This window comes from Pseudomonas sp. 11/12A (genome assembly GCF_000800055.1).
Lineage (GTDB): Bacteria > Pseudomonadota > Gammaproteobacteria > Pseudomonadales > Pseudomonadaceae > Aquipseudomonas > Aquipseudomonas mohnii.
Window position 1 is genome coordinate 900270 of the sequence record NZ_JUGV01000001.1, and the last position, 21621, is coordinate 921890.

18 protein-coding genes are annotated in these 21621 nt (G+C 60.7%); 5 read left to right on the forward strand and 13 right to left on the reverse strand.

The annotated features are described in order from the left end of the window. Window positions 1-55: 55 nt before the first annotated feature. The 4 genes from GQ39_RS04255 to GQ39_RS04270 form a co-directional block, all read right to left on the reverse strand. On the reverse strand, window positions 56-1366 hold the full coding sequence (locus GQ39_RS04255; protein WP_047527572.1) for a leucine-rich repeat-containing protein kinase family protein: 1311 nt from the start codon (window positions 1364-1366) through the stop codon (window positions 56-58). A 166-nt stretch (window positions 1367-1532) separates the two neighbouring features. Continuing rightward, window positions 1533-2663, reverse strand: coding sequence for a cell division protein ZapE (gene zapE, locus GQ39_RS04260; protein ID WP_047527573.1), 1131 nt, complete (start codon window positions 2661-2663; stop codon window positions 1533-1535). 332 nt (window positions 2664-2995) lie between these two features. Next, window positions 2996-3748, reverse strand: coding sequence for an anti-sigma factor family protein (locus GQ39_RS04265; RefSeq protein ID WP_047527575.1), 753 nt, complete (start codon window positions 3746-3748; stop codon window positions 2996-2998). Continuing rightward, on the reverse strand, window positions 3745-4251 hold the full coding sequence (locus GQ39_RS04270) for an RNA polymerase sigma factor (protein WP_047527576.1): 507 nt from the start codon (window positions 4249-4251) through the stop codon (window positions 3745-3747). The genes GQ39_RS04265 and GQ39_RS04270 overlap by 4 nt, the downstream gene beginning before the upstream one ends. Window positions 4252-4415: 164 nt before the next feature. Here GQ39_RS04270 and GQ39_RS04275 point away from each other — a divergent pair, with 164 nt between their 5' ends. After that, on the forward strand, window positions 4416-5501 hold the full coding sequence (locus GQ39_RS04275; RefSeq protein ID WP_047527579.1) for a catalase family peroxidase: 1086 nt from the start codon (window positions 4416-4418) through the stop codon (window positions 5499-5501). Next, complete coding sequence (locus GQ39_RS04280; RefSeq protein WP_047527581.1) at window positions 5498-6043, forward strand: cytochrome b; 546 nt, start codon at window positions 5498-5500, stop codon at window positions 6041-6043. Before GQ39_RS04275 ends, GQ39_RS04280 begins: the two co-directional genes overlap by 4 nt. Before the next feature lie 70 nt (window positions 6044-6113). Here the strand turns inward: GQ39_RS04280 and GQ39_RS04285 are convergent, their stop codons facing one another. Both GQ39_RS04285 and GQ39_RS04295 read right to left on the reverse strand, forming a co-directional pair. Then, complete coding sequence (locus tag GQ39_RS04285) at window positions 6114-7259, reverse strand: M14 family metallopeptidase (protein WP_047527583.1); 1146 nt, start codon at window positions 7257-7259, stop codon at window positions 6114-6116. Between the two features lie 881 nt (window positions 7260-8140). Further along, a complete protein-coding gene (locus GQ39_RS04295) occupies window positions 8141-8485 on the reverse strand; it encodes a DUF6124 family protein (protein WP_047527586.1) in 345 nt (114 codons plus the stop codon). A gap of 129 nt (window positions 8486-8614) precedes the next feature. Between GQ39_RS04295 and GQ39_RS04300 the strand changes: the two genes are divergently transcribed. After that, window positions 8615-9253, forward strand: coding sequence for a LexA family protein (locus tag GQ39_RS04300; protein WP_047527587.1), 639 nt, complete (start codon window positions 8615-8617; stop codon window positions 9251-9253). A gap of 39 nt (window positions 9254-9292) precedes the next feature. Here GQ39_RS04300 and GQ39_RS04305 read toward each other — a convergent pair whose 3' ends face one another. The 4 genes from GQ39_RS04305 to GQ39_RS04320 all read right to left on the reverse strand — a co-directional run bounded on the left by GQ39_RS04305 (window position 9293) and on the right by GQ39_RS04320 (window position 14978). Then, the gene (locus tag GQ39_RS04305) at window positions 9293-11248 is read right to left on the reverse strand and encodes an acetyl/propionyl/methylcrotonyl-CoA carboxylase subunit alpha (RefSeq protein ID WP_047527589.1); all 1956 of its coding nucleotides are present in this window, start codon (window positions 11246-11248) and stop codon (window positions 9293-9295) included. Further along, window positions 11248-12063 carry a gamma-carboxygeranoyl-CoA hydratase gene (locus GQ39_RS04310; protein ID WP_047527591.1) on the reverse strand — a complete coding sequence of 272 codons (816 nt, stop codon included), beginning with the start codon at window positions 12061-12063 and terminating at the stop codon, window positions 11248-11250. The genes GQ39_RS04305 and GQ39_RS04310 overlap by 1 nt, the downstream gene beginning before the upstream one ends. Before the next feature lie 131 nt (window positions 12064-12194). Continuing rightward, window positions 12195-13802: a carboxyl transferase domain-containing protein gene (locus GQ39_RS04315; RefSeq protein ID WP_047527593.1), complete on the reverse strand. Its 1608-nt coding sequence runs from the start codon at window positions 13800-13802 to the stop codon at window positions 12195-12197. A 12-nt stretch (window positions 13803-13814) separates the two neighbouring features. Then, window positions 13815-14978 carry an isovaleryl-CoA dehydrogenase gene (locus GQ39_RS04320; protein ID WP_047527594.1) on the reverse strand — a complete coding sequence of 388 codons (1164 nt, stop codon included), beginning with the start codon at window positions 14976-14978 and terminating at the stop codon, window positions 13815-13817. A gap of 226 nt (window positions 14979-15204) precedes the next feature. On the opposite strand from GQ39_RS04320, the gene GQ39_RS04325 reads away from it, so the two are divergent. Next, window positions 15205-16902, forward strand: coding sequence for an AMP-binding protein (locus GQ39_RS04325; protein WP_047527596.1), 1698 nt, complete (start codon window positions 15205-15207; stop codon window positions 16900-16902). A 704-nt stretch (window positions 16903-17606) separates the two neighbouring features. Here GQ39_RS04325 and GQ39_RS04330 read toward each other — a convergent pair. From GQ39_RS04330 to GQ39_RS04340, 3 genes are all read right to left on the reverse strand, one after another. Beyond that, the gene (locus GQ39_RS04330) at window positions 17607-18506 is read right to left on the reverse strand and encodes a hydroxymethylglutaryl-CoA lyase (RefSeq protein ID WP_047527598.1); all 900 of its coding nucleotides are present in this window, start codon (window positions 18504-18506) and stop codon (window positions 17607-17609) included. Between the two features lie 146 nt (window positions 18507-18652). Beyond that, window positions 18653-19054 carry a MerR family transcriptional regulator gene (locus GQ39_RS04335; protein ID WP_047527601.1) on the reverse strand — a complete coding sequence of 134 codons (402 nt, stop codon included), beginning with the start codon at window positions 19052-19054 and terminating at the stop codon, window positions 18653-18655. Window positions 19055-19262: 208 nt separating this feature from the next. Then, window positions 19263-20192 (reverse strand): LysR family transcriptional regulator, encoded by a 930-nt coding sequence (locus GQ39_RS04340; protein ID WP_047527602.1) that lies wholly within the window; start codon window positions 20190-20192, stop codon window positions 19263-19265. A 164-nt stretch (window positions 20193-20356) separates the two neighbouring features. Here GQ39_RS04340 and GQ39_RS04345 point away from each other — a divergent pair, with 164 nt between their 5' ends. Continuing rightward, entirely contained in the window at window positions 20357-21586 is a 1230-nt protein-coding gene (locus GQ39_RS04345; RefSeq protein WP_047527603.1) for an acyl-CoA dehydrogenase, read from the forward strand. Window positions 21587-21621 lie beyond the last annotated feature (35 nt).

Here is a 21621-nt window from a genome sequence, read left to right on the forward strand (position 1 = left end):
ACGACGCTGAACCCTGTGGGAGCGGGCTTGCCCGCGATTGACCGCGCAGCGGTCATCAATCTTTCAGCAGTTGAATAACCTCGTCGAACCCCGGTCGCGCCAGTACATCAGGCTGACAGCAGCGCTGCTGCAAATCCTCCAGCCGCAGACGCTCCTCGGCGCTCAACCCCGAGTCGATCCGCTCCAGCAATTCCCCCAGCAGAACCCCGAACGCTCGCACTTCGATGCGTTGCAGTGCACGGCTTTCCAGGGTGTCTTGCGTGGCATGGAAAGACGCCGCGCCAAAGTCCCCCAACAGGCAATCACCCTGCGCGTTCCACAGAATATTGTGGCCGTAGAGGTCGCCATGGGTGATGCCCTGGCGGTGCAAGTGCTCGGCGACCGAGGCGATACCACGGGCAATGCGCAAGGCGACATCGGCCGTGAACCGGGTATCTTCGGCGTAGACATCGCGGCTGCAGGTCGCCAGGCTCGGCAGCGCGGCAAGGTTGCGGTAGCTCGGCTCGATCAGTTGCATCACCAGCCCGGCGGTGTCTTGCGGGTGATCGACCACCCGGCCTTCGACCCGGATCAGGTTGGGGTGAAGGCCAGCGGTAATGCAGGCGTTCATTTCATGCAACGGCGAGCCATCACTGGTCATTTCGCCCTTATAGAGTTTGACCGCGACTGGCGTGTCCGCGTGGCCCGGTCGTGCCCATGCCGCCCGATGAATCAACCCCGAAGCACCTTCGCCCAGGAGCTGCTCCAGACGCAACTGCGACCAGGGGATGCACGCAGTGGCTGCCAGGGCGGCCGCGTCGGCTTCGGTTTCCAGTGGGTTACCGGCGTACGCCAGCCAGGTCAGGCTCGGCAGCGCGAGCAGCCATTCGGGTAATTGGCTGATCTGGTTGGCGGCGATGCGGATCAGCTCCAGCCGATGGCAATTGCGCAAACTTTCCGGCAAGCGTTGCAGTCGGTTACCCGCCAGCATCAGTTTTTGCAGGTAGGGGCGTTCGCCCAGCTCCGTCGGCAGTTCGCCGATGCAGTTGTCGGTCAGGATCAGCCAACGCAGGAGCGGTGGCAACGCAGCGCCCGGCACGTGCTCGATGCGGTTGGCCTTGAAGCCGATCATGGTCAGCGCCGCGCACTGGCCCACGCAGGCCGGCAGTTCGGTGAACAGATTGTCCGAGCAGAACAACACGCGCAAACGGGTCAGGCGATGCAGGTCGTCCGGGAGGCTGCTCAAGGCGTTGCCACTGAGGTTGAGCACTTCCAGGGAGTCCGCCAGGTCGAAGATTTCCCGGGGGAATTCTGTCAGGCCGCAGCTGAGGTCCAGACGGGTGATGCCTGCCAGTGTGCCGGCGCGCAATTGTGCAAGGGTGTGCATGAACGGGGCTCGCCATCGATCAAATGAATGGGCGGCATGATAACGGGAATGAGTGTTGTCGGTCAGACCGCTTTCGCGAGCGAGCCCGCAGTCGACCGAGTTGTTTAATCAAGCGCGGGCGAAAGGTGGGCGCGAACGCGCCAGCAGCCCAATCGAATACGAGCGATCAGGCCGGCTCCCGGACCTCCACCAACTGCCCCAAGCGGCTGCGGGTACGTGCCAGGTCGATGGCATCGCCGTCCAGGCTTTCGCGCAAAGAACGCTGCCCCATCAGCACCAGATGCTTGTCTTGATCGTACAAGACGTCCACCAGATTGATGAAACGTTGTTGGGCGGCGATTGAACAGTCGGCCAGGCTGGGCAATTCGTCGATGATCCAGTGATCGAAGCGTCGGCTCAGCTCCAGGTAATCCATGACCGCCGTGGGCTGCTCACACAGATCGGTGAAGGTAAAACCGATGGTACGGTCTTCACAGTAACGAGCGGGCAGGTGGCGAGGGCCGACCGGCAGCGCAATGGCCGGCGCGTTGGCGGGTGGCAGGTTGGACGCCTGACGCTGCGACGCTGTGCCGGGCCAGATGTATTGACCCTGGGTAAACAGTTGATGCGTGTGAGTTCTGGCCTGGCTGCGGTAGTCGTGTGGCCCGCCGACCTCCATCACCTGCATGCGCGCATTGATCAGGTCGATCACCGGTTTGAAGCGCGCGTGGTACAGCGGATTGGGCAACAGACCCTCCGGTGGGTAATTGGAGGTGACCAGCAGCAGAATGCCTCGACGGAACAGCGCTTTGAACAGACGCTTGATCAGCATCGCGTCGCCGATGTCATGGACATGGAATTCGTCGAAACACAGCACTCGGCAATCGCACAGCAAATCATCCAGGGTGGTCGCCAGCGCGTCCGGTTGATCGCGATGGCTGAACATCCCCTGATGCAACCGGGCAAAAAACTCGTGGAAGTGCAGGCGCTGTTTTTGTTCCAGGGGAATAGCCTGGAAGAAGCCGTCGAGCAGCCAACTCTTGCCGCGACCCACGGCGCCGTGCAGATAGAGGCCGGGCAGGGGGGGCGCTGCGCTGCCCAGCAGTGCTGTGGCGTGTTGCGCCATGCAGTCGATCACGCGCTGTTGACTGTGACTGAGGGTGTAGCCCTGCGCGTGAGCCTTGCGGTGAAAGTAATCGTGGATGACCCGGCCTGTTGCGGTTCCATGGGCGTGCGCAGCCGAGGCCTTGCCGAACAGGCGGCGCAGCGATGGCCAGCGCGGTGCGAGACGCAAACGGTTGGGCGGTCGAACGGCCACTGTGATGTCACCCCATAATCTTCAGGCCGGCTCCCGCGCGGCGGCGCCATAGTGTACCCAGAGGGGAGAATTTGCTTCCAGTCATGTCGCTGGAATGCTGGTTTTTTTTGGACGGATTACTGCGGTGTGTACAACTTATTTCGAGTTGGAATTCTGTAGAAAATCGATACAGGCCCTACAAAATCAATTCAATTGGGCGTGGATACATTTTTTCGGGGCCGTCAGGTGGTCCACTGCAACGCTAAGATCTAAATGGGCAACGCTGAAAAAGAAAGCGTAGGCGAAACCCGGCAGACGCTGCCAGGCCAGCGTCTACGGAATTGATGTGGCGCTCAGAACTGAGTTGTCTGTTTGAGCATCTGCGCCGCCGGCGTATCCGCCGGGCTGACCATCGCATAGTTGTAGCCGCCCCCTGACCAGTACTCGGCCTGCAAGCCGTCATCACGGCGACTGCCCCGTGGCAGCAGGAAGTTTTTCGGCCCCGGCGGGCGCACGTAGAAGCTGATCTTATGTCCGCCTTGATCCTCGTAGACCACCATCGCCGCCGGCCCTTGCTCGGTGCTGAGCAAACGCCCGCTGACCGGTTTGAACCCGGCGCCCGAGAGATCGGGCAGGCGATTGGCCTGGGTGAAGTAGCGGTCGAGCCAGCCTTGCATGTCGCCGTCGGCACTGACCTTGTAGTCGGCTGGCAAGATGCCTTGCTGGGCAATCAGCCGGTAGGCCTGCAGGGCATCGGTCATGGGCAGCGGGGCGCTGGCGAGGGTCATCTCCCGTGCCTGCCAGCCGCTGACCCCGCCGATGCCGACGGCGATCAGCAATACAGCGGCGCTGGCCAGGTGACGACGGGACTGGCGTTTGAGGCGTTGACGAATCATCACAGGATCGAGGTCCGGGTTGGCCGGTTGCTGCAGGGCGCCGCTCAGGGCTGCGCGCAGTTGCTGGGCGTCTTTTTGCCAGGCGCGCACCTGCTCGGCAATGGGCGCGTTGCCAGAGAGATAGGTCTCCACCAGGCGTCGGTCGTCATCGCTGAGTTGGTGGTCGACATAAGCGTGCAGATCTCGCTCGCTGGGGGGCATGCTGATCATTTGAGTCTCCGCAGGGAAGGGCGGTTGATTTCACCATCGCTGAGTTGGCGCAAGGCCTGGCGGGCCCGGGACAGGCGGGACATCACCGTGCCAGTGTGGACATCGAGAATCTCGGCGACCTCTTTGTAGCTCAGGCCTTCCACCGATACCCAAAGCAGCAATGCGCGCTGTTCGGTGGGCAGTTGATCGAAGGCGTTCAGTGTCGATTGGGCGATCACCGTTCGCTCTGTCGAGGGCTGCGCATCGTCGCGTCCGGTGAAGAACTCGAGCATTCGCGCATAGCGTCGGGAGCGCCGGTGAGCGTCGAGGAACTGCCGATAGAGAATTGAAAACAGCCAGGCACGCAGGTCTCCCTCGGGCCGCTTGTCGCCCCAGGCCGACAGTGCCCGCTCGAGGCACGACTGCACCAGATCGTCGGCATTGCCGGGATTTCGCGTCAGCGATACGGCGAAGCGGCGCAGCCTGGGAATAATTTCCCGCAATTGTTCGTCGATATCATTCATGAAGTTCTGACCAGTCACTACGCTGTGGTGAGTGTCCAGGAAGACGCATGGCCATCGAGGTTATTCCACGCCGGAAAAAATAAATACCGAACGATGGAATAAACCCTCGGGGGGGGCGTCTGTCTGGTTCTTCTCACTTGTGGCCGATGGCCCTGGAGTCCTTCATGGTAGATCGATCAACACCGCCCACCCGGCCACCCCTGAGTACCGCGAGCCTGATGATGCGCCTGGCAGGCATTGCCGTGGTCGTCGCCGCCGTGGCCGGGGCGTTTGCCTACGTCAACGGCACCCTTGACCCACAACGCCTGACGCCGAAAAAGCTGATCAATGTGCTGGAAACCAACAACGGCGTGCACCCCGGATTCAGACGTAATCACTCTAAAGGCGTGTGCGTGATCGGCCATTTCGAGAGCAGCAGCGAAGCGCGCAGTTACTCCTCGGCACAGGTGTTCAATGAAGCGCGGACCCCGGTGGTCGGGCGTTTCGCCTTGCCGGCGGGTAATCCTTATGCGCCGGACAGTGCCGTGCCCATCCGCAGCCTGGCGTTGCGCTTCACCCAGGCCAACGGCCAGCAGTGGCGCACCGGGATGAACAGCATGCCGGTGTTCCCGGTGGGCACGCCCGAGGCGTTCTATCAATTGCAACAAGCCCAGTCGCCTGACCCGGCCACCGGCAAGCCGAACCCGGCGGCGGTGCCGGCATTCTTCGGCTCGCACCCTGAAGCCGCACCGTTCCTTGCCTGGATCAAGACCGCCAAGCCATCGGCCAGTTACGTGACGGAAACCTACAACAGCGTCAACGCGTTTTACCTGGTGAACGCCGCTGGACAACGGCAGGCGGTGCGCTGGAGCATGGTGCCAGTGGCTCAAGATGCGCCGGGCGCGACGGCCCCGGAAGGCAGCGATTATCTGGAAAAAGACTTGGTTCAACGCATCGCCGCAGGGCCGTTGCGTTGGCAGTTGAACATCATCCTGGCCAACCCCGGCGATCCGGTCAACGACGCGAGCAAGGCCTGGCCCGACGGGCGCAAGGTGTTGAACGCCGGTACCCTGGTCCTTGAAAGCACCCAGCCGCAGCTCAGTGGCGAGTGCCGTGACATCAACTACGACCCGTTGGTATTGCCCGCCGGGATCGAAGGTTCCGACGACCCCTTGCTCGCCGCTCGTTCGGCCGGTTACGCCAATTCCTACCTGCGTCGCACCAGCGAAGTCAGCCAGTTACCCGCCGCCAAACAGGAGGCCAAGCAATGAGCGCCCAACCGAACCATTTCGCTCCCTTGGCGCGACTGCTGCACTGGCTGATGGCGCTGATGATCATCGCCATGCTGTTCATCGGCGCAGGCATGGTGGCCTCGGTGTCCGAGCGTCATGAATGGCTGATTCACCTGCACAAGCCCTTGGGCGTCGCCATTCTGCTGTTGGTGATCGTGCGTCTGCTCGTGCGGTTCTCCACGCAACAGCCGCCGTTACCCGCGGACTTGCCGGGTTGGCAAGCGCTGGCGGCCAAGGCCTCCCACGTGCTGCTGTATGCCTTGATGCTGATATTGCCGCTGCTGGGCTGGGCGATGATTTCGGCCTCGGGCGAACCGGTGATGCTCAGCAATTCGTTGCAATTGCCGTCGATCCTGCCGGCCAATGCCCAGGTGTTTGCCTTCCTGCGCAAGGCCCACGGGTATCTGGCTTATCTGTTGTTCTTGACGGTGTTGCTGCATTTGGCGGCGGCGTTGTTTCACGCCTGGGTGCGTCGGGATGACGTGCTGGACAGTATGTTGCGGGGCAAGGATCGCGGTTAGTCATAACCTGAAAAAAGATCGCCGCCTGGGGCGTTGCCGCAGGCTGCGATCTTTTGATCTGAAAAAGCAATCAGCGCAGCGTATCAACCATCTCGGCCACCGTGGTCAACACATCCTTGCCCAACTGCTTCGACCGCTTGCCCGACCACCCCGTCATCGGGTTCGGATGATCGTCGTGATCCTTGAACGGCATTTCCAGGGTCAGTGACAGGCAATCGTATTTCTGGCCAACGGCGTTGCACGCCAGGGTCATGTTGGCCTTGCCCGGTTCGTCGCGGGTGTAGCCGTATTTGGTCTGGAAGTCCTTGGTCACGTGCTTGAGGTGGGAGCGGAAGTGCTCCTCGAGTTCTTCGATGCGCGGTGTGTAGCCTGGATTGCCTTCGCAGCCGGCGGTGAACACGTAGGGGATTTCCTCATCGCCGTGGATGTCGAGGAACAGGTCGACGCCGTACTTTTCCATCTGTTGCTGTACGAAAAAGACTTCGGGGCTGATTTCCGGGCTGGCGCTCTGCCAGGCGCGGTTCAGGTCCTGGCCCATGGCGTTGGTGCGCAGATGACCATGGAAGGCACCGTCCGGATTCATGTTCGGCACCAGGTAAAGGTCGGCGCTGGCCAGCAGTTTGTTCAGTTCGGTGTCGTCGTGTTTTTCCAGGCGTTCGATAACGCCTTCCATGAACCACTCGGCCATGTGTTCGCCCGGATGTTGCTGAGCGATCATCCACACCTTGCGCTGGCCTTCGGCACCCGAGCCTTTGCGCAACAGCTGAATGTCCCGACCTTCGACGCTCTTGCCGGTGGCCAGCAGTTCTGTGCCGGCCTTGGTCAGCGCCTGCTCGATCAACCAGTCGTGACGGCCACGGCTGTAGGGTTCGAAGTAGGCGAACCAGGCGTGGGTCTGGGTCGCTTCAAGACTGAAACGCAGGCAGTCGCCTTCGAAGATGGTCGGTATGCGAAACCAGTTCACATGATCGTAGGACGCCACCGCCTGGTACCCGTCCCAGGCCTTGTTGTAAGAGGACTTGCTGGCATTGTTCAGGCGAAACCAGTGCTCCTGTCCGACATGCAGGCCACTGGCTTTGAAGTGGAACCATTGAAAATGCTGGCTGCGGGTGTCGGGCTTGATGGCCAGCAGCGCCTGCAGCGGGTTGCTGATGTCCAGCACTTCAATGTTGCCGCTGTCAAAGTTGGCACTGATGTCGAGAGAGGATTTAGCCACGGTTGGGTTCCTGTTTAGATTTTATGGCGGCTACTGTACACGCAAGAGAAGGGGGTTAGGAGCGGCAGAAAAAACGTTTCACCCTTCCTGCGGATGCACTGATCCGCGGCCCGTGTCCGCCACGAAGCGCTCCTTCTCAGCGTAGCGATCATCCGTGTTACCACCAGCACTGTTTTGAGGCTATCGAGTGACAGAATGGGGGCATTTCTACGCGATCCTCCTTTAGTGCTCCCCCTACAGCCTGCCCCTCTATATAGCCAGCCCCGACCTCAACCCGCCTTGGCGCCGTGGGCATGAGGTGCACGTGGTGGGCGACCTGACCCGTTACGGGCGGATTCGCATATCGGGGGGTATTGAGGTCAGGAGGGCGAGGGCGGTGCATCCTCGCCTGCATACCCGCTTCAACCTGATGGTGACGGCAAGACAGGTCATCGCAGAGACAAGGAACGAGGGGGGGGGGCAGGCAGATGATGTAAAACGAGGGGGGGCGTCTTCCTTGACGCTGTCGCAGCTTAGAGACTGTGGAATTGATTCTCAAGTGCTATTTTTCGGTGGTTCGCCCCAATGATGTCGGGCTGCCCATGCCAACGGATATTCTTTTGATATCGTCCGCGCCATTGCGTGTATGCGGCACTTGAAGAGTTGATCAGCCTGAAGCCACAGGCCAGAAAACGGGCAAAAAAAGACCCGGCAATAAGCCGGGTCAAAAACCGTGATTAGCCTGATGAGGAGATAGACCAAAAGTCCGACCTGAGGTCCCTTGATCCATCGACTGATCTCGCGACCAGATGGTGCAATAATAATCATTCTCGTTTGTGGGTCAAGCTTTTTTTGTCTTGGGATCGGAAAGTTCTTTCCGGTCCTCTGTCAGCGCCTTCCTCTTAGGCTTTCTGGTGCCCCTCCAGGGAGCGGGCGACCATGGCTTTGGCCATATCGATCATATGCACTGCCGAAAACGCCAGGTCCCGACTGGCGCCCTGCAGGTGATTGGCTGACTCGTAGGCGATGGCTGCGGCACAACGCAGCAGATCGGAAGCATGGACCAATGCCTCTTCTCTGCTGATGTTGCGGTTCACATCAAAGAAGCGCTCCTCGACCTCATTCTCAGAAACCGCCGGCTTCAAGTAGTAGTCCAGCGCCCGTTGGGCGGCAGCGGAGCCTTGGGGCGAGGTGAGGGAGGTGTCGATTTGCAGGTCGGGCAGTTCGTTGGCCGGTTGTTGGGTCATGGTGATGGCAAGCTCCGTGATAGATTCAGATCCGTGAGCTCATCCTAGTACGATTTGTATTTGTGACCATGGGTTTAATACTACAATTTGTGTTTTGATGGCCGGAGTTGCCCCAGTATCGTGCCGCCCATGGATAAATGGATCGAATTGGTCAAGGCCAAGATGAGTGAACTCAAAATCACTCAGGAAATACTCGCCGAGCGCCTCGGGATGTCCCAGGGCGGCATTGGCCATTGGCTGAATAAACGTCGCGAGCCGGGTGTCGAGAACATGAATCGAGTGTTGAAGGCGCTCGGCATGGACTTTCTGGAAGTGGCGTTGGTGATTCGCGAAACCACGGACGCGAAGGACGACGAAGTCTCCCTGACGCAAAAGTACAATCCGTACTTTCGTTACCCGGTCAGTGACTGGAAGGCAACCGCTGAAGTGCGCGACGGAGAACGGGCGCAGTACCGTTTCGAGTTGTCGGACTACCACGCCCAAGGCTCGGCATTCTGGCTGACGGTGACCGGCGACGCGATGACCGCCCCCAGTGGCCTGAGCATTGGCGAAGGCATGTTGATTCTGGTGGACCCGGACGTGGCTGCGGAGCCCGGCAAACTGGTGATCGCGCAATGGCCCGACAGCACCGAGGCGATCTTTCGCAAGCTGATCGAAGAGGGCGGGCAGCGTTACCTGGTCCCGCTCAATCCGACGTATCCCAAAGCCCTCTACACCGACGACTGCCGAGTCATCGGCGTGGTGGTTCAGGCGACAGCCAAGTTCTGACCGGATCGGTCCTCGCCAAGCGCAGGACCGATCTTCATTTCACGCTTCTTCCAGTTCGACCAGCGCACTGCCTTCGCTGACCATCTCGCCTTCCTGGCAATACAGCGCCTTGATCACCCCGGCGTGTGGCGCACGGATGCTGTGCTCCATCTTCATCGCTTCGAGCACCACCAGTTGCGCCCCGGCTTCGACCGTTTGCCCGGCCTCTACCAGTACGCGCACGATGCTGCCGTTCATGGGGGCGGTCAGCCCGCCCTGGTGGCTGTGACTGGCTTCGACGGCGCCGATCGGGTCATAGGCTTCGATGCGGCGCAACTCGCCATCCCATTGCAGATAGACCAGTTCACCCTGGCGGATGGCCCGATGCTGACGACGCACGCCGTCGTGCTCGGTCAGCAATTGCTCACCCTTGAGCCGCGCGCTCTGGGCGTTGATGTTGCCCAGCGTCAGCGCGCGGTCCTGGCCTTCACAACTCAAGTGCAGGGTGATTTCCGATGGCAATCCGGCGCGGAAACCGTTGCTGTCGGCCCAAGGCGAACTCGGGTCATCGACGCGCGGTGAACGAGACTGGCTCTGGGCAAATGCCTGGGCGGCGGCTTGCCAGAAGCCGTCGCTGAGCGCCGCCGGCGCCGGCAATAGTTGCTCCTGGTAACGAGGAATGAACCCGGTATCCAGTTCCGCCGCGGCAAACGCCGGATGGGCAATGATTCGACGCAGGAAGTTGATGTTGGTCTTGAGCCCGCCAATGGCAAATTCATCGAGCATGCTCAGCAGGCGCAAGCGTGCCTGTTCACGGTCCTCGCCCCAGGCAATCAACTTGCCGAGCATCGGGTCGTAGAAGGGTGAAACCTCATCGCCTTCCTCAACGCCTCTGTCGACACGACGCCCCGGGCCTTCGGCCGACTCACGATACAACTCCAGACGCCCGGTCGCCGGCAGGAAATCATTGCCCGGGTCTTCGGCGTACAGCCGCACCTCAATGGCGTGGCCGATCAGCGGAACCTGATCCTGGGTCATGGGCAGTGCTTCACCCCGTGCGACACGAATCTGCCAAGCCACCAGGTCGAGGCCGGTGATGGCTTCGGTGACCGGGTGTTCGACTTGCAGGCGCGTGTTCATCTCCATGAAGAAGAACTCGCCGCGCGCATCCAGCAGAAACTCCACGGTGCCGGCGCCGACATAACCAATGGCCTGGGCCGAACGCACGGCCGCTTCGCCCATGGCGCGGCGCAGTTCCGGGCTCAGGCCTGGCGCCGGCGCTTCTTCCACGACTTTCTGGTGCCGACGCTGAATCGAGCAGTCACGTTCGTTGAGGTACAGGCAGTTGCCGTGTTGATCGGCGAACACCTGGATTTCCACATGCCGCGGTTTGAGCAGGTATTTCTCCACCAGCATCCGCGAATCGCCGAACGACGATTGCGCTTCACGCTGGGCCGAGGCCAGGGCTTCGGCCAGTTGGCTGACGTCCTCGACCACTTTCATGCCCTTGCCGCCACCACCGGCCGTGGCTTTGAGCAGCACCGGGTAACCGATGCGCTCACAGGCCGCCCGGAAGGTCTCGAAGTCTTGAGCTTCGCCGTGATAACCGGGCACCAGCGGCACGCCTGCGGTTTCCATCAAGGCTTTGGCGGCGGACTTGCTGCCCATGGCGTCGATGGCCGACGCGGGCGGGCCGAGGAAAATCAGGCCGGCCGCTTCGATCGCGCGGGCGAACCCTGCGTTCTCCGACAGAAAGCCGTAACCGGGGTGGATGGCCTGGGCGCCGCTGGCCTTGGCGGCGGCGATCAGTTTGTCGATTTGCAGGTAGCTGTCGGCGGCTTTGCTGCCACCGAGGTCGACGCGAATATCGGCTTCGCGGCTGTGGCGGGCGTCACGGTCAGTGGCGCTGTGCACGGCCACGGTGGTCAGGCCCAGGGCCTTGGCGGTGCGCATGACCCGGCAGGCGATTTCGCCACGATTGGCCACCAGCACAGAGGTGATAACAGGTGCGCTCATCAACGGGGCTCCTTGGTGGTGGTTTCGGACTGCCAGCTCGGCGGACGTTTTTGCAGAAAGGCGCGCAGGCCTTCCTGGCCTTCAGGGCTGACGCGGATGCGGGCAATGGCGTTCTCGGTGTAGCGGCGCAACGCCGGGTTCAGCGAGCCATCGCCGACTTCACGCAGCAGGTCCTTGCTGGCACGCATGGCGGCGGGGCTGTTGAGCAACAGGTTGTCGATCCACTGTTCGACCTTTTGCTCCAGATCGATCAGCGGATAGCTCTCCGACAACAAACCGAGTTCCCGCGCCCGTTGCCCGCTGAAGCGTTCAGCGGTCAGGGCATAACGTCGGGTGGCCCGTTCGCCGATGGCTTGCACCACGAACGGGCTGATCACCGCCGGTGCCAGGCCGATGCGGACTTCTGACAGGCAGAATTGCGCGTCATCGGCACCGATGGCCATGTCGCAGCAACTGATCAGGCCCAGTGCGCCACCAAAGGCCGCGCCTTGCACCACCGCCAGGGTCGGCACTTTCAGTTTGGCGAGGTTGTACATCAACTCCGCCAGTTCACGGGCGTCGTCGAGGTTGGTGTGGTAATCGAGTTCGGCCGATTGCTGCATCCAGGCCAGGTCGGCACCGGCGCTGAAATGCTTGCCGCGGCCACGCACCAGCAGAAAACGCAGGCTGGCGTCGTTCGATACCTTGTCCAGCGCGAGGATCAATTCGCGGATCATCTCGGCGTTGAACGCGTTGTTCTTCTCTTCGCGGCTGAGCCACAGGGTGGCGAAACCCCGAGGGTCGGTCAGCAATTGGAGGGTGTTGAAGTCGCTCATATTCTTCCGTTCTCCACGGCACTTTGTAGGAGCGAGCCTTGCTCGCGATGGACTGAAGGGCGGCGCGTTTATCCAGAACACACGCGTTATCGTTAACGTCCATCGCGAGCAGGCTCGCTCCTACAAAAAGATCACATCCGGAACACGCCGAAGCGGCTCGGTTCGATTGGCGCGTTCAACGACGCGGACAAGGCCAGGCCCAAAACATCGCGAGTCTGTGCCGGGTCGATGACACCGTCGTCCCACAAGCGGGCGCTGGAATAGTAGGGGTGGCCCTGTTCTTCGTATTGGTCGAGGATCGGTTGCTTGATCTCGGCTTCCTGCTCGGCACTGAAACCCTGGCCACTGCGCTCGGCTTGCTCGCGCTTGACCTGCACCAACACGCCAGCCGCCTGCTCGGCACCCATCACGCCGATGCGCGCATTCGGCCACATCCACAGGAAACGTGGGTCATAAGCGCGACCGCACATCCCATAGTTACCGGCACCGAAGCTGCCGCCGATGATCACCGTGAATTTCGGCACTTTGGCGCACGCCACGGCGGTCACCAGTTTTGCGCCGTGCTTGGCGATACCGCCGGCCTCGTATTTCTGACCGACCATGAAGCCAGTGATGTTTTGCAGGAACAACAACGGGATGCCGCGCTGGCACGCCAGCTCGATGAAGTGCGCACCTTTCTGCGCGGCTTCGGCGAAGAGGATCCCGTTGTTGGCGAGGATCGCGATCGGATAACCGTGCAGGTAAGCAAAGCCGCACACCAGCGTCGTCCCGAACAGCGCCTTGAATTCGTCGAACACCGAGCCGTCCACCAACCGGGCAATCACTTCGCGCACGTCGAACGGTTGCTTGGCATCGGCCGAGACCACGCCGTACAACTCGTCGATGCTGTAGAGCGGGACGATCGGTGTGCGTTGTTGAACTTCGCCCTGTTTGCGCCAGTTGAGGTTGGCCACACTGCGGCGCGCTATGGCGAGGGCGTGTTCATCGCTTTCGGCGTAATGGTCGGCCACGCCCGAGATCTTGCAGTGCACATCCGCCCCGCCGAGGTCTTCGGCGCTGACCACTTCACCGGTCGCGGCTTTCACCAGCGGTGGGCCGGCGAGGAAGATCGTCGCTTGCTCGCGGACCATGATCGCTTCGTCGGCCATCGCCGGCACATAGGCGCCGCCAGCGGTGCAGGAACCCATGACCACGGCAATCTGCGGAATGCCCATGGCGCTCATGTTGGCCTGGTTGAAGAAGATCCGCCCGAAGTGCTCGCGATCCGGAAACACTTCATCCTGGCGCGGCAGGTTGGCGCCGCCGGAGTCCACCAGGTAGATGCACGGCAAGCGGTTTTGCTGGGCGATGGTCTGGGCGCGCAGGTGCTTTTTCACGGTCAGCGGGTAGTACGAGCCACCTTTCACCGTGGCATCGTTGGCGACGATCATGCATTCGACGCCTTCCACACGGCCGATCCCGGCAATCACGCCAGCGGCGGGAACGTCTTCGCCATAGACCTCGTAGGCGGCCAATTGGCTGATTTCGAGAAACGGCGAGCCTGGATCGAGCAGGCGATTGATGCGCTCACGGGGCAGCAGCTTGCCCCGCGAGATGTGGCGTTCTTGCGCTTTCGGGCCGCCACCTTGCGCTACTTGGGCGAGCAGGGTGTGCAGGGCGTCGACCTGTTTGAGCATCGCCGCGCTGTTGGCGGCGAACTCCGCCGAACGGGGGTTGAGCTGGGTATGCAGGATAGCCATGGACAGCTCCGTTTAGCGGGTTTCGTTGAACAGTTCGCGGCCGATGAGCATGCGACGGATCTCACTGGTGCCTGCGCCGATTTCGTACAGCTTGGCGTCACGCAGCAGACGACCGGCCGGGAATTCGTTGATGTAGCCGTTACCGCCGAGAATCTGGATCGCGTCGAGGGCCATTTGCGTGGCGCGTTCGGCACTGTAGAGGATCACGCCCGCCGCGTCCTTGCGCGTGGTTTCGCCGCGCTCGCAGGCCTGGGCCACGGCGTACAGGTAGGCGCGGCTGGCATTGAGTTGGGTGTACATGTCGGCGACTTTGCCCTGGATCAGCTGGAATTCGCCGATGCTTTGGCCGAACTGCTTGCGGTCGTGGATGTACGGCACGATCAGGTCCATGCAGGCCTGCATGATCCCGGTCGGGCCACCCGAGAGCACCACACGCTCATAGTCGAGGCCGCTCATCAGCACTTTCACGCCGCCATTGAGCACGCCGAGGATGTTTTCTTCCGGGACTTCGACGTCATCGAAAAACAGTTCGCAGGTGTTCGAACCGCGCATGCCGAGCTTGTCGAATTTGTTGCTGCGGCTGAAGCCTTTCCAGTCGCGCTCGACAATGAAGGCAGTGATGCCGTGGGGGCCTTTTTCCAGGTCGGTCTTGGCATAGATTACGTAGGTGTTGGCGTCCGGACCGTTGGTGATCCAGGTCTTGCTGCCGTTGAGCACGTAGTGATTGCCACGTTTGTCGGCGCGCAGCTTCATCGATACCACGTCGGAGCCAGCGTTCGGTTCGCTCATCGCCAGGGCGCCGATGTGCTCGCCGCTGATCAGTTTCGGCAGGTATTTGGATTTCTGCTCGTGGTTGCCATTGCGATTGATCTGATTGACGCAGAGGTTGGAATGCGCGCCGTAGGACAGCGCAACCGAAGCCGAACCACGACTGATTTCTTCCATGGCCACCACATGGGCCAGGTAACCCAGGCCGGCGCCGCCGTACTCTTCCGGCACCGTGATGCCCAGCAGGCCCATGTCGCCGAACTTGCGCCACAGGTCGGCGGGGAACAGGTTGTCGATGTCGATCTGAGCGGCGCGCGGGGCGATCTCTTTGGCGACGAAGGACTGAACCTGATCGCGCAGCATGTCGATGGTTTCACCGAGGGCGAAGTTCAGGGATGGATAGCTCATGGGTCACCTTTTGGCTTTTTTGTTGGGTGGGGAGGGCAGTGATTCAGCTCTCACCTTTACGTTAACGTAAGCCTGTGACGAATGGCTGTCAATCGCCCTTTACGTTAACGTCAACTTGAGCGAGAGTAGAGCTGTTCTTACAGACTAGCGTCGCACTCTGTGGCGAGGGAGCTTGCTCCCTCGCCACACATGCCGCGCACCAACAATAAAGATAATAGGGGTCGTCATGGATCAACCCAGTGCACATCCGCAGCGCAGCTACACCCGCGGTTCCCAGGACAAAGCCTTGCTGGCGATGACCATCGGCCAGGCGTTCGACAACACCGCCGCGCAGTACCCGGACGGTGAGGCGTTGGTCGTGCGCCATCAGCAGCTGCGCTACACCTGGCGGCAATTGGCGGATGCGGCGGACCTGCACGCCAGAGCCCTGCTGGCGCTGGGCTTGCAGACCGGGGACCGCCTGGGGATCTGGGCTCCGAATTGCGCTCAGTGGTGCATCAGTCAGATCGCCAGTGCGAAAATCGGCGTGATCCTGGTCAACATCAACCCCGCCTACCGCAGTTCCGAACTGGAATACGTGTTGAAGCAATCCGGCTGCCAATGGCTGGTCTGTGCCGGGGCGTTCAAGTCCTCCAATTACCACGCCATGTTGCAAGGCCTGGTGCCGGAACTGGCGGAGCAATCCATTGGCAAGCTGCAGAGTGATCGCTTGCCGGCGTTGCGCGGCGTCATCAGCCTTGATGCGCAGCCACCCGTCGGTTTCCTGCCCTGGTCGCAGCTGAGCGATCTGGCGGCCGGTGTGTCGGTCGAGCAATTGCACGAGCGCCAGGACAGCCTGCATTTCGACCAGGCGGTGAATATCCAGTACACCTCCGGTACCACCGGGTTTCCCAAAGGCGCGACCCTCAGTCACTACAATATTCTCAACAACGGTTACATGGTCGGTGAAAGCCTTGGCCTGAGCGCCGCCGATCGACTGGTCATTCCGGTGCCGTTGTACCACTGCTTCGGCATGGTGATGGGCAATCTGGGGTGTATCACCCACGGCAGCACCATGATTTACCCCAGTGACGCCTTCGATCCGCTGCTGACCCTGAACACCGTCGCCGAAGAGAAAGCCACTGCGCTGTACGGCGTGCCGACCATGTTCATCGCCATGCTCGATCAGCCTCAACGTAACGATTTCGATCTGTCGACCCTGCGCACCGGGATCATGGCGGGCGCGACCTGTCCGATTGAGGTGATGCGGCGGGTCATCAGCGAAATGCACATGAGCGAAGTGCAGATTGCCTACGGCATGACGGAAACCAGTCCGGTGTCCTTGCAGACCGGGCCGTCAGATGACCTGGAGTTGCGCGTGACCACCGTCGGCCGTACCCAGCCGCAGCTGGAAAGCAAAATCATTGATGAGGCGGGCAACCTGGTGCCGCGCGGCACCATCGGCGAACTGTGCACCCGCGGTTACAGCGTGATGCTCGGCTACTGGAACAACCCCGAAGGCACCGCCGAAGCGATCGACCAGGCGGGCTGGATGCATACCGGGGACCTGGCGAGCATGAATGACGAGGGTTACGTGTGCATTGCCGGGCGCAACAAGGACATGATCATCCGTGGCGGCGAGAATATTTACCCACGGGAGCTGGAGGAGTTCTTCTTCACCCACCCGGCCGTGGCCGACGTGCAGGTGATCGGCATTCCTTGCTCGCGCTATGGCGAGGAGATTGTTGCCTGGATCAAGTTCCACCCCGGTCACAGCGCGACCGAGCAGGAACTGCAAGCCTGGTGCAAGGAGCGCATCGCGCACTTCAAGACGCCGCGTTACTTCAAGTTCGTTGAGGAGTTTCCGATGACGGTGACCGGCAAGATCCAGAAATTCCGGATGCGCGAGGTCAGCATCGAGGAGTTGCGTAGCAAGCAGGGCTGACCAGGCCTTTTGTAGGAGCGAGCCTGCTCCGGGCGGCGTTCCGACGAAGAACTCAAAGGCACCGCGTTGATCCAGATTGCACGCGTTATCGTTGACGTTCTTCGCGAGCAGGCTCGCTCCCACAGGAGAGGGGTGAAAAACACAAATGCCAGACAGCACAAAGGGGAGCCGAAGCTCCCCTTTAATTTTTCGTTGCGCGTGCTCTTTTTTTATTATTGAGGGGCGGTCTGTTGTTGTTTTTGGTGACCGTGACCCTTTACCGCTGTTTTTGTCGATCCCCATCCGGGATCAAGAGCAAACGTATTTTTTTGAGCGCTGATCTACTTTCTCGCTGAGCGATCCAACCGATTCGGGAGCTACCTGAAGGTAGTTTTATTGTTCTCTGCCCGGTTGCGGGTAACTCCGAAAAGCACCCTGAAAAGCACATCTTCTCCAAAAAAATCTGTTAGCTGCGTCTCTGCCGTGTTGTTTTTGTTATGTCAGAGTCGTTACGTCTTGTTTTTATTGGTTGTGCCGCTTTTTTTATTCTTGTTATGCCATAGAGATAGCAGGTGTCGTGCCAACTTTTAAAAACCCTTTAAAATCAATGACTTAATAAAAGTGTAAGGTTTTTCCCTCAGGTAAACCCCGACAATTTGTTTCCGTGTTACTCGCTTTTGCCCCACGCCCAGCCGCAGCGGTAACACCCGGACACAACCGCGCCCTCACTGAGCGCTACGTGCCTTGGCCACGCGCGAACCGGTGGGCCGCCCCAGCACTGTGCAGATTTGCTGGCCGGCGAGGATCAAGGCGTCCAGGTCGATTCCCGTGTCGATACCCAGCCCATTGAGCAGGTACACCACATCTTCCGTGGCGACGTTACCGCTGGCGCCCTTGGCGTAAGGGCAGCCGCCGAGGCCGGCGATGGAGCTGTCGAATACCGAGATTCCTTCCAGCAGGCTGGCGTAAATGTTGGCCATGGCCTGGCCGTAGGTGTCGTGGAAGTGCCCGGCCAGTTTGTCCCGTGGCACCACGGCGCTAACCACGTCGAACATCTTGCGCGTTGCGCCCGCGGTGCCGGTGCCGATGGTGTCGCCCAGGGATACCTCGTAGCACCCCATGGCGTAGAGCTCTTGCGCGACCCGGGCGACTTGTTCCGGCGCGACGTTACCTTCATAGGGGCAGCCCAGCACACAGGACACGTAACCACGCACGGTCACGCCGTGTTGTCTGGCCGCCTCCATGATCGGCACGAAACGCTCCAGGCTTTCGCTGATCGAGCAATTGATGTTGCGTTGGGAAAACGCTTCGGAGGCCGCCGCAAACACCGCGACTTCCTTGACCCCGGAAGCGATGGCGTCTTCAAACCCTCGAAGGTTGGGGGCGAGCGCGCCGTAAGTCACCCCGGGTTTACGCTGGATCTGCGCGAAGACATCCGCAGAGCCCGCCATCTGCGGTACCCATTTGGGCGAGACGAAACTGCCGACTTCTATATAGCCCAGGCCGGCAGCCGTCAGCGCGTCGACCAGTTGTACCTTGTCGGCAACGCTGATGGGTTGGGCTTCATTTTGCAGACCGTCGCGCGGGCCGACTTCGACAAGGCGTACATGGGTAGGGAGGGACATGGGGTTCGACCTGTGCTGATTGTTCGGAGAACCCTGTAGGAGCGAGCCTGCTCGCGATGGGCTCCCAGGCACCGCGTTTATCCAGCCAACACGCGTTATCGTTAACGACCATCGCGAGCAGGCTCGCTCCTACAAGGGGGCGGGTTTTATTGAATGACTTCCTGGCTTTTGAGGGTCTGCTCCAGCGCCTGGACGCAGCGTTCTTCCGCCGTATCGAGTTCGAGTTTCATCTGCTCGATGTCCAGCAGTTGCTGTTCCAGCTGTTCCCGACGCTCGCTGATTTTCGCCAGCATGCTGTGCAACTGCTTGGTGTTACCGCTGGAAGGGTCGTAGAGCTCGATCAGTTCGCGGCATTCGGCCAGGGAGAAGCCGATACGCTTGCCTCGCAGGATCAGCTTCAGGCTGACCTTGTCGCGGGGCGAATAGACGCGTTCCTGACCTCGCCGCTCGGGGCTGAGCAGGCCTTGCTCCTCATAGAAGCGAATCGCCCGGGTGGTGATGTCGAGCTCGCGGGCGAGGTCGGAAATGCTGTAGGTCTGGCTGCTCATGGAAGCGCTCGCAAAAGGTCATGGCGCTAAGCTAATGGCAGGTTGACGTTTACGTCAAGGGGGCAGGGGTTGACTGCTGTTCTGCCGGCCCCATCGCGAGCAGGCTCTCGCTCCCACAAAGTTTTTCGGCGTACTCAATCAAGTGCATGACAAATTGACCTGTGGGAGTGTGGCTTGCCCGTGATGAACGATGACGCGGGTAAACTTCCTACACCTTTTCGAGCTTCTTCTCATGCGCCGTCACCTGCTGGCACAACTCGATCATCTGCTCGCGCATCCAGCGGTTGGCCGGATCCTGGTCGGTGCTTTCGTGCCAGTACAGGTGGGTTTCCACCGGCGGCACATCGTTGACCGGCAAGCTGAAGGCGTGCAGATCGTTACGACGGGCGAAGCGCTCCGGAACGGTCATAACCATGTCGGTCTGCTGTAACACTTGCGATGCCATCAGGTAATGCTGTGAGCGCAGGGCGATCTTGCGCTGGATGCCCATCTTGCCGAGGGCCAGGTCGACATGCCCCAGACCGCTGCGACGGCTGGAAATATGGATGTGGGTCAGGCCCAGATAATCATCGAGGGTGAATTTTTCCTTGCCCGCCAACGGATGCCCCTTGCGCATGGCGCATACATAGCGGTCTTCCATCAACTTGACGTGGCGCACTTGCGGGTCGGTGTTGAGCGGCGCATCCACCGCAAAATCGAGGCGACCGGCGGCCAGTTCCTTGGTGGTCTCGCGGCGCTTGGACAGGAAACTCTCGATGATCACCGTGGGGGCGAGACGGCGCAGGCGCTGGAACAACGGCGGCAGGATCACCGCCTCAGTCAGGTCGGTCATGCTGATGCGGTAGGTCTTGACCGCCTGCAACGGGTTGAAAATGCGGCTTTCCTGCACCGATACCCGCAGCAGGGAAAGGGCGTTGCGTACCGGGCCGATGATGTTCTGGGCCATCGGCGTCGGCACCATGCCCTGGGCGGTGCGCACGAACAAAGGGTCGTTGAAGGTTTCGCGCAGGCGGGCCAGTGCGTTGGATACCGCCGGTTGGGTGATCCCGACAATCTGCCCGGCGCGGGTCAGGTTGGCCTCGGTGTAGATCGCGTCGAAGACGATGAAAAGGTTGAGGTCGACCTTGCTCAGATTCATTACGCGGCTCTCTTATTGTGTGGGCGGCTGGCCTTGAAGATCAGTCGATCATATATCGGTGATGAATGTTAATACACGCCGAGAATAGGCTAGGTAAATTTTCGTAGCTGTTCTAGCATCGATTGCATGATCTAAACAACCTCCCCCAAGAAGGTATCTTGCTCATGGATTTCGCTTATTCGCCCAAGGTTCAGGAACTGCGTGAGCGCGTGACAGCGTTCATGGACACCTACGTCTATCCCGCTGAAACCGTGTTCGAGCGCCAGGTCGCCGAGGGTGACCGCTGGCAGCCGACCGCGATCATGGAAGAACTCAAACTCAAGGCCAAGGCGGAGGGCCTGTGGAATTTGTTTCTGCCTGAGTCAGAGCTCGGTGCCGGCTTGACCAACCTCGAATACGCGCCCCTGGCCGAAATCATGGGGCGCTCGCTGCTGGGGCCTGAACCGTTCAATTGCTCCGCGCCCGACACCGGCAACATGGAAGTGCTGGTGCGCTACGCCAACGAAGAACAGAAGCAACGCTGGCTCGAGCCGCTACTGCGCGGGGAAATCCGCTCGGCATTTGCCATGACCGAACCGGACGTCGCATCGTCCGACGCCACCAACATGGCCGCCCGTGCCGTGCGCGATGGCGACGAGTGGGTAATCAATGGCAAGAAATGGTGGACCTCCGGGGCCTGCGATCCACGCTGCAAAATCCTGATTTTCATGGGCCTGAGCAACCCTGATGCACCGCGCCATGCACAGCACTCGATGATTCTGGTTCCGGTGGATACCCCCGGCGTGAAGATCGTGCGTCCGCTGCCGGTGTTCGGTTACGACGACGCGCCCCACGGTCACGCCGAAGTGCTGTTCGAAAACGTGCGCGTGCCGTACGAAAACGTCCTGCTGGGTGAAGGACGCGGCTTCGAAATCGCTCAGGGTCGCCTCGGCCCGGGCCGGATTCACCACTGCATGCGTTCGATCGGCATGGCCGAACGTGCCCTGGAATTGATGTGCAAACGTTCGGTGAACCGCACGGCGTTCGGCAAACCCCTGGCGCGACTGGGTGGCAACATCGACAAGATCGCCGACTCGCGGATGGAAATCGACATGGCACGCCTGCTGACGTTGAAAGCGGCGTACATGATGGACACCGTCGGTAACAAAGTGGCGAAGAGCGAAATCGCACAGATCAAGGTGGTGGCGCCGAACGTGGCGTTGCGGGTGATCGACCGGGCGATCCAGATACACGGCGGGGCAGGGGTCTCCAACGATTTTCCGCTGGCCTACATGTATGCGATGCAGCGCACCCTTCGCCTGGCCGACGGTCCGGACGAAGTGCACCGTGCGGCGATCGGCAAGTTCGAAATCGGCAAGTACGTGCCAAAAGACATGATGCGCAGCGGGCAATAACAGGCACCGAGTCATCGTTCATCGCGGGCAAGCCC

Coding starts and splice junctions, on each gene's coding strand:
- GQ39_RS04255 (WP_047527572.1), bottom strand. CDS start 1,366: ATGCACACCCTTGCACAATTGCGCGCCGGCACACTGGCAGGCATCACC.
- GQ39_RS04265 (WP_047527575.1), bottom strand. CDS start 3,748: ATGATCAGCATGCCCCCCAGCGAGCGAGATCTGCACGCTTATGTCGAC.
- GQ39_RS04270 (WP_047527576.1), bottom strand. CDS start 4,251: ATGAATGATATCGACGAACAATTGCGGGAAATTATTCCCAGGCTGCGC.
- GQ39_RS04275 (WP_047527579.1), top strand. CDS start 4,416: ATGGTAGATCGATCAACACCGCCCACCCGGCCACCCCTGAGTACCGCG.
- GQ39_RS04280 (WP_047527581.1), top strand. CDS start 5,498: ATGAGCGCCCAACCGAACCATTTCGCTCCCTTGGCGCGACTGCTGCAC.
- GQ39_RS04295 (WP_047527586.1), bottom strand. CDS start 8,485: ATGACCCAACAACCGGCCAACGAACTGCCCGACCTGCAAATCGACACC.
- GQ39_RS04300 (WP_047527587.1), top strand. CDS start 8,615: ATGGATAAATGGATCGAATTGGTCAAGGCCAAGATGAGTGAACTCAAA.
- GQ39_RS04305 (WP_047527589.1), bottom strand. CDS start 11,248: ATGAGCGCACCTGTTATCACCTCTGTGCTGGTGGCCAATCGTGGCGAA.
- GQ39_RS04310 (WP_047527591.1), bottom strand. CDS start 12,063: ATGAGCGACTTCAACACCCTCCAATTGCTGACCGACCCTCGGGGTTTC.
- GQ39_RS04315 (WP_047527593.1), bottom strand. CDS start 13,802: ATGGCTATCCTGCATACCCAGCTCAACCCCCGTTCGGCGGAGTTCGCC.
- GQ39_RS04320 (WP_047527594.1), bottom strand. CDS start 14,978: ATGAGCTATCCATCCCTGAACTTCGCCCTCGGTGAAACCATCGACATG.
- GQ39_RS04325 (WP_047527596.1), top strand. CDS start 15,205: ATGGATCAACCCAGTGCACATCCGCAGCGCAGCTACACCCGCGGTTCC.
- GQ39_RS04330 (WP_047527598.1), bottom strand. CDS start 18,506: ATGTCCCTCCCTACCCATGTACGCCTTGTCGAAGTCGGCCCGCGCGAC.
- GQ39_RS04335 (WP_047527601.1), bottom strand. CDS start 19,054: ATGAGCAGCCAGACCTACAGCATTTCCGACCTCGCCCGCGAGCTCGAC.
- GQ39_RS04340 (WP_047527602.1), bottom strand. CDS start 20,192: ATGAATCTGAGCAAGGTCGACCTCAACCTTTTCATCGTCTTCGACGCG.
- GQ39_RS04345 (WP_047527603.1), top strand. CDS start 20,357: ATGGATTTCGCTTATTCGCCCAAGGTTCAGGAACTGCGTGAGCGCGTG.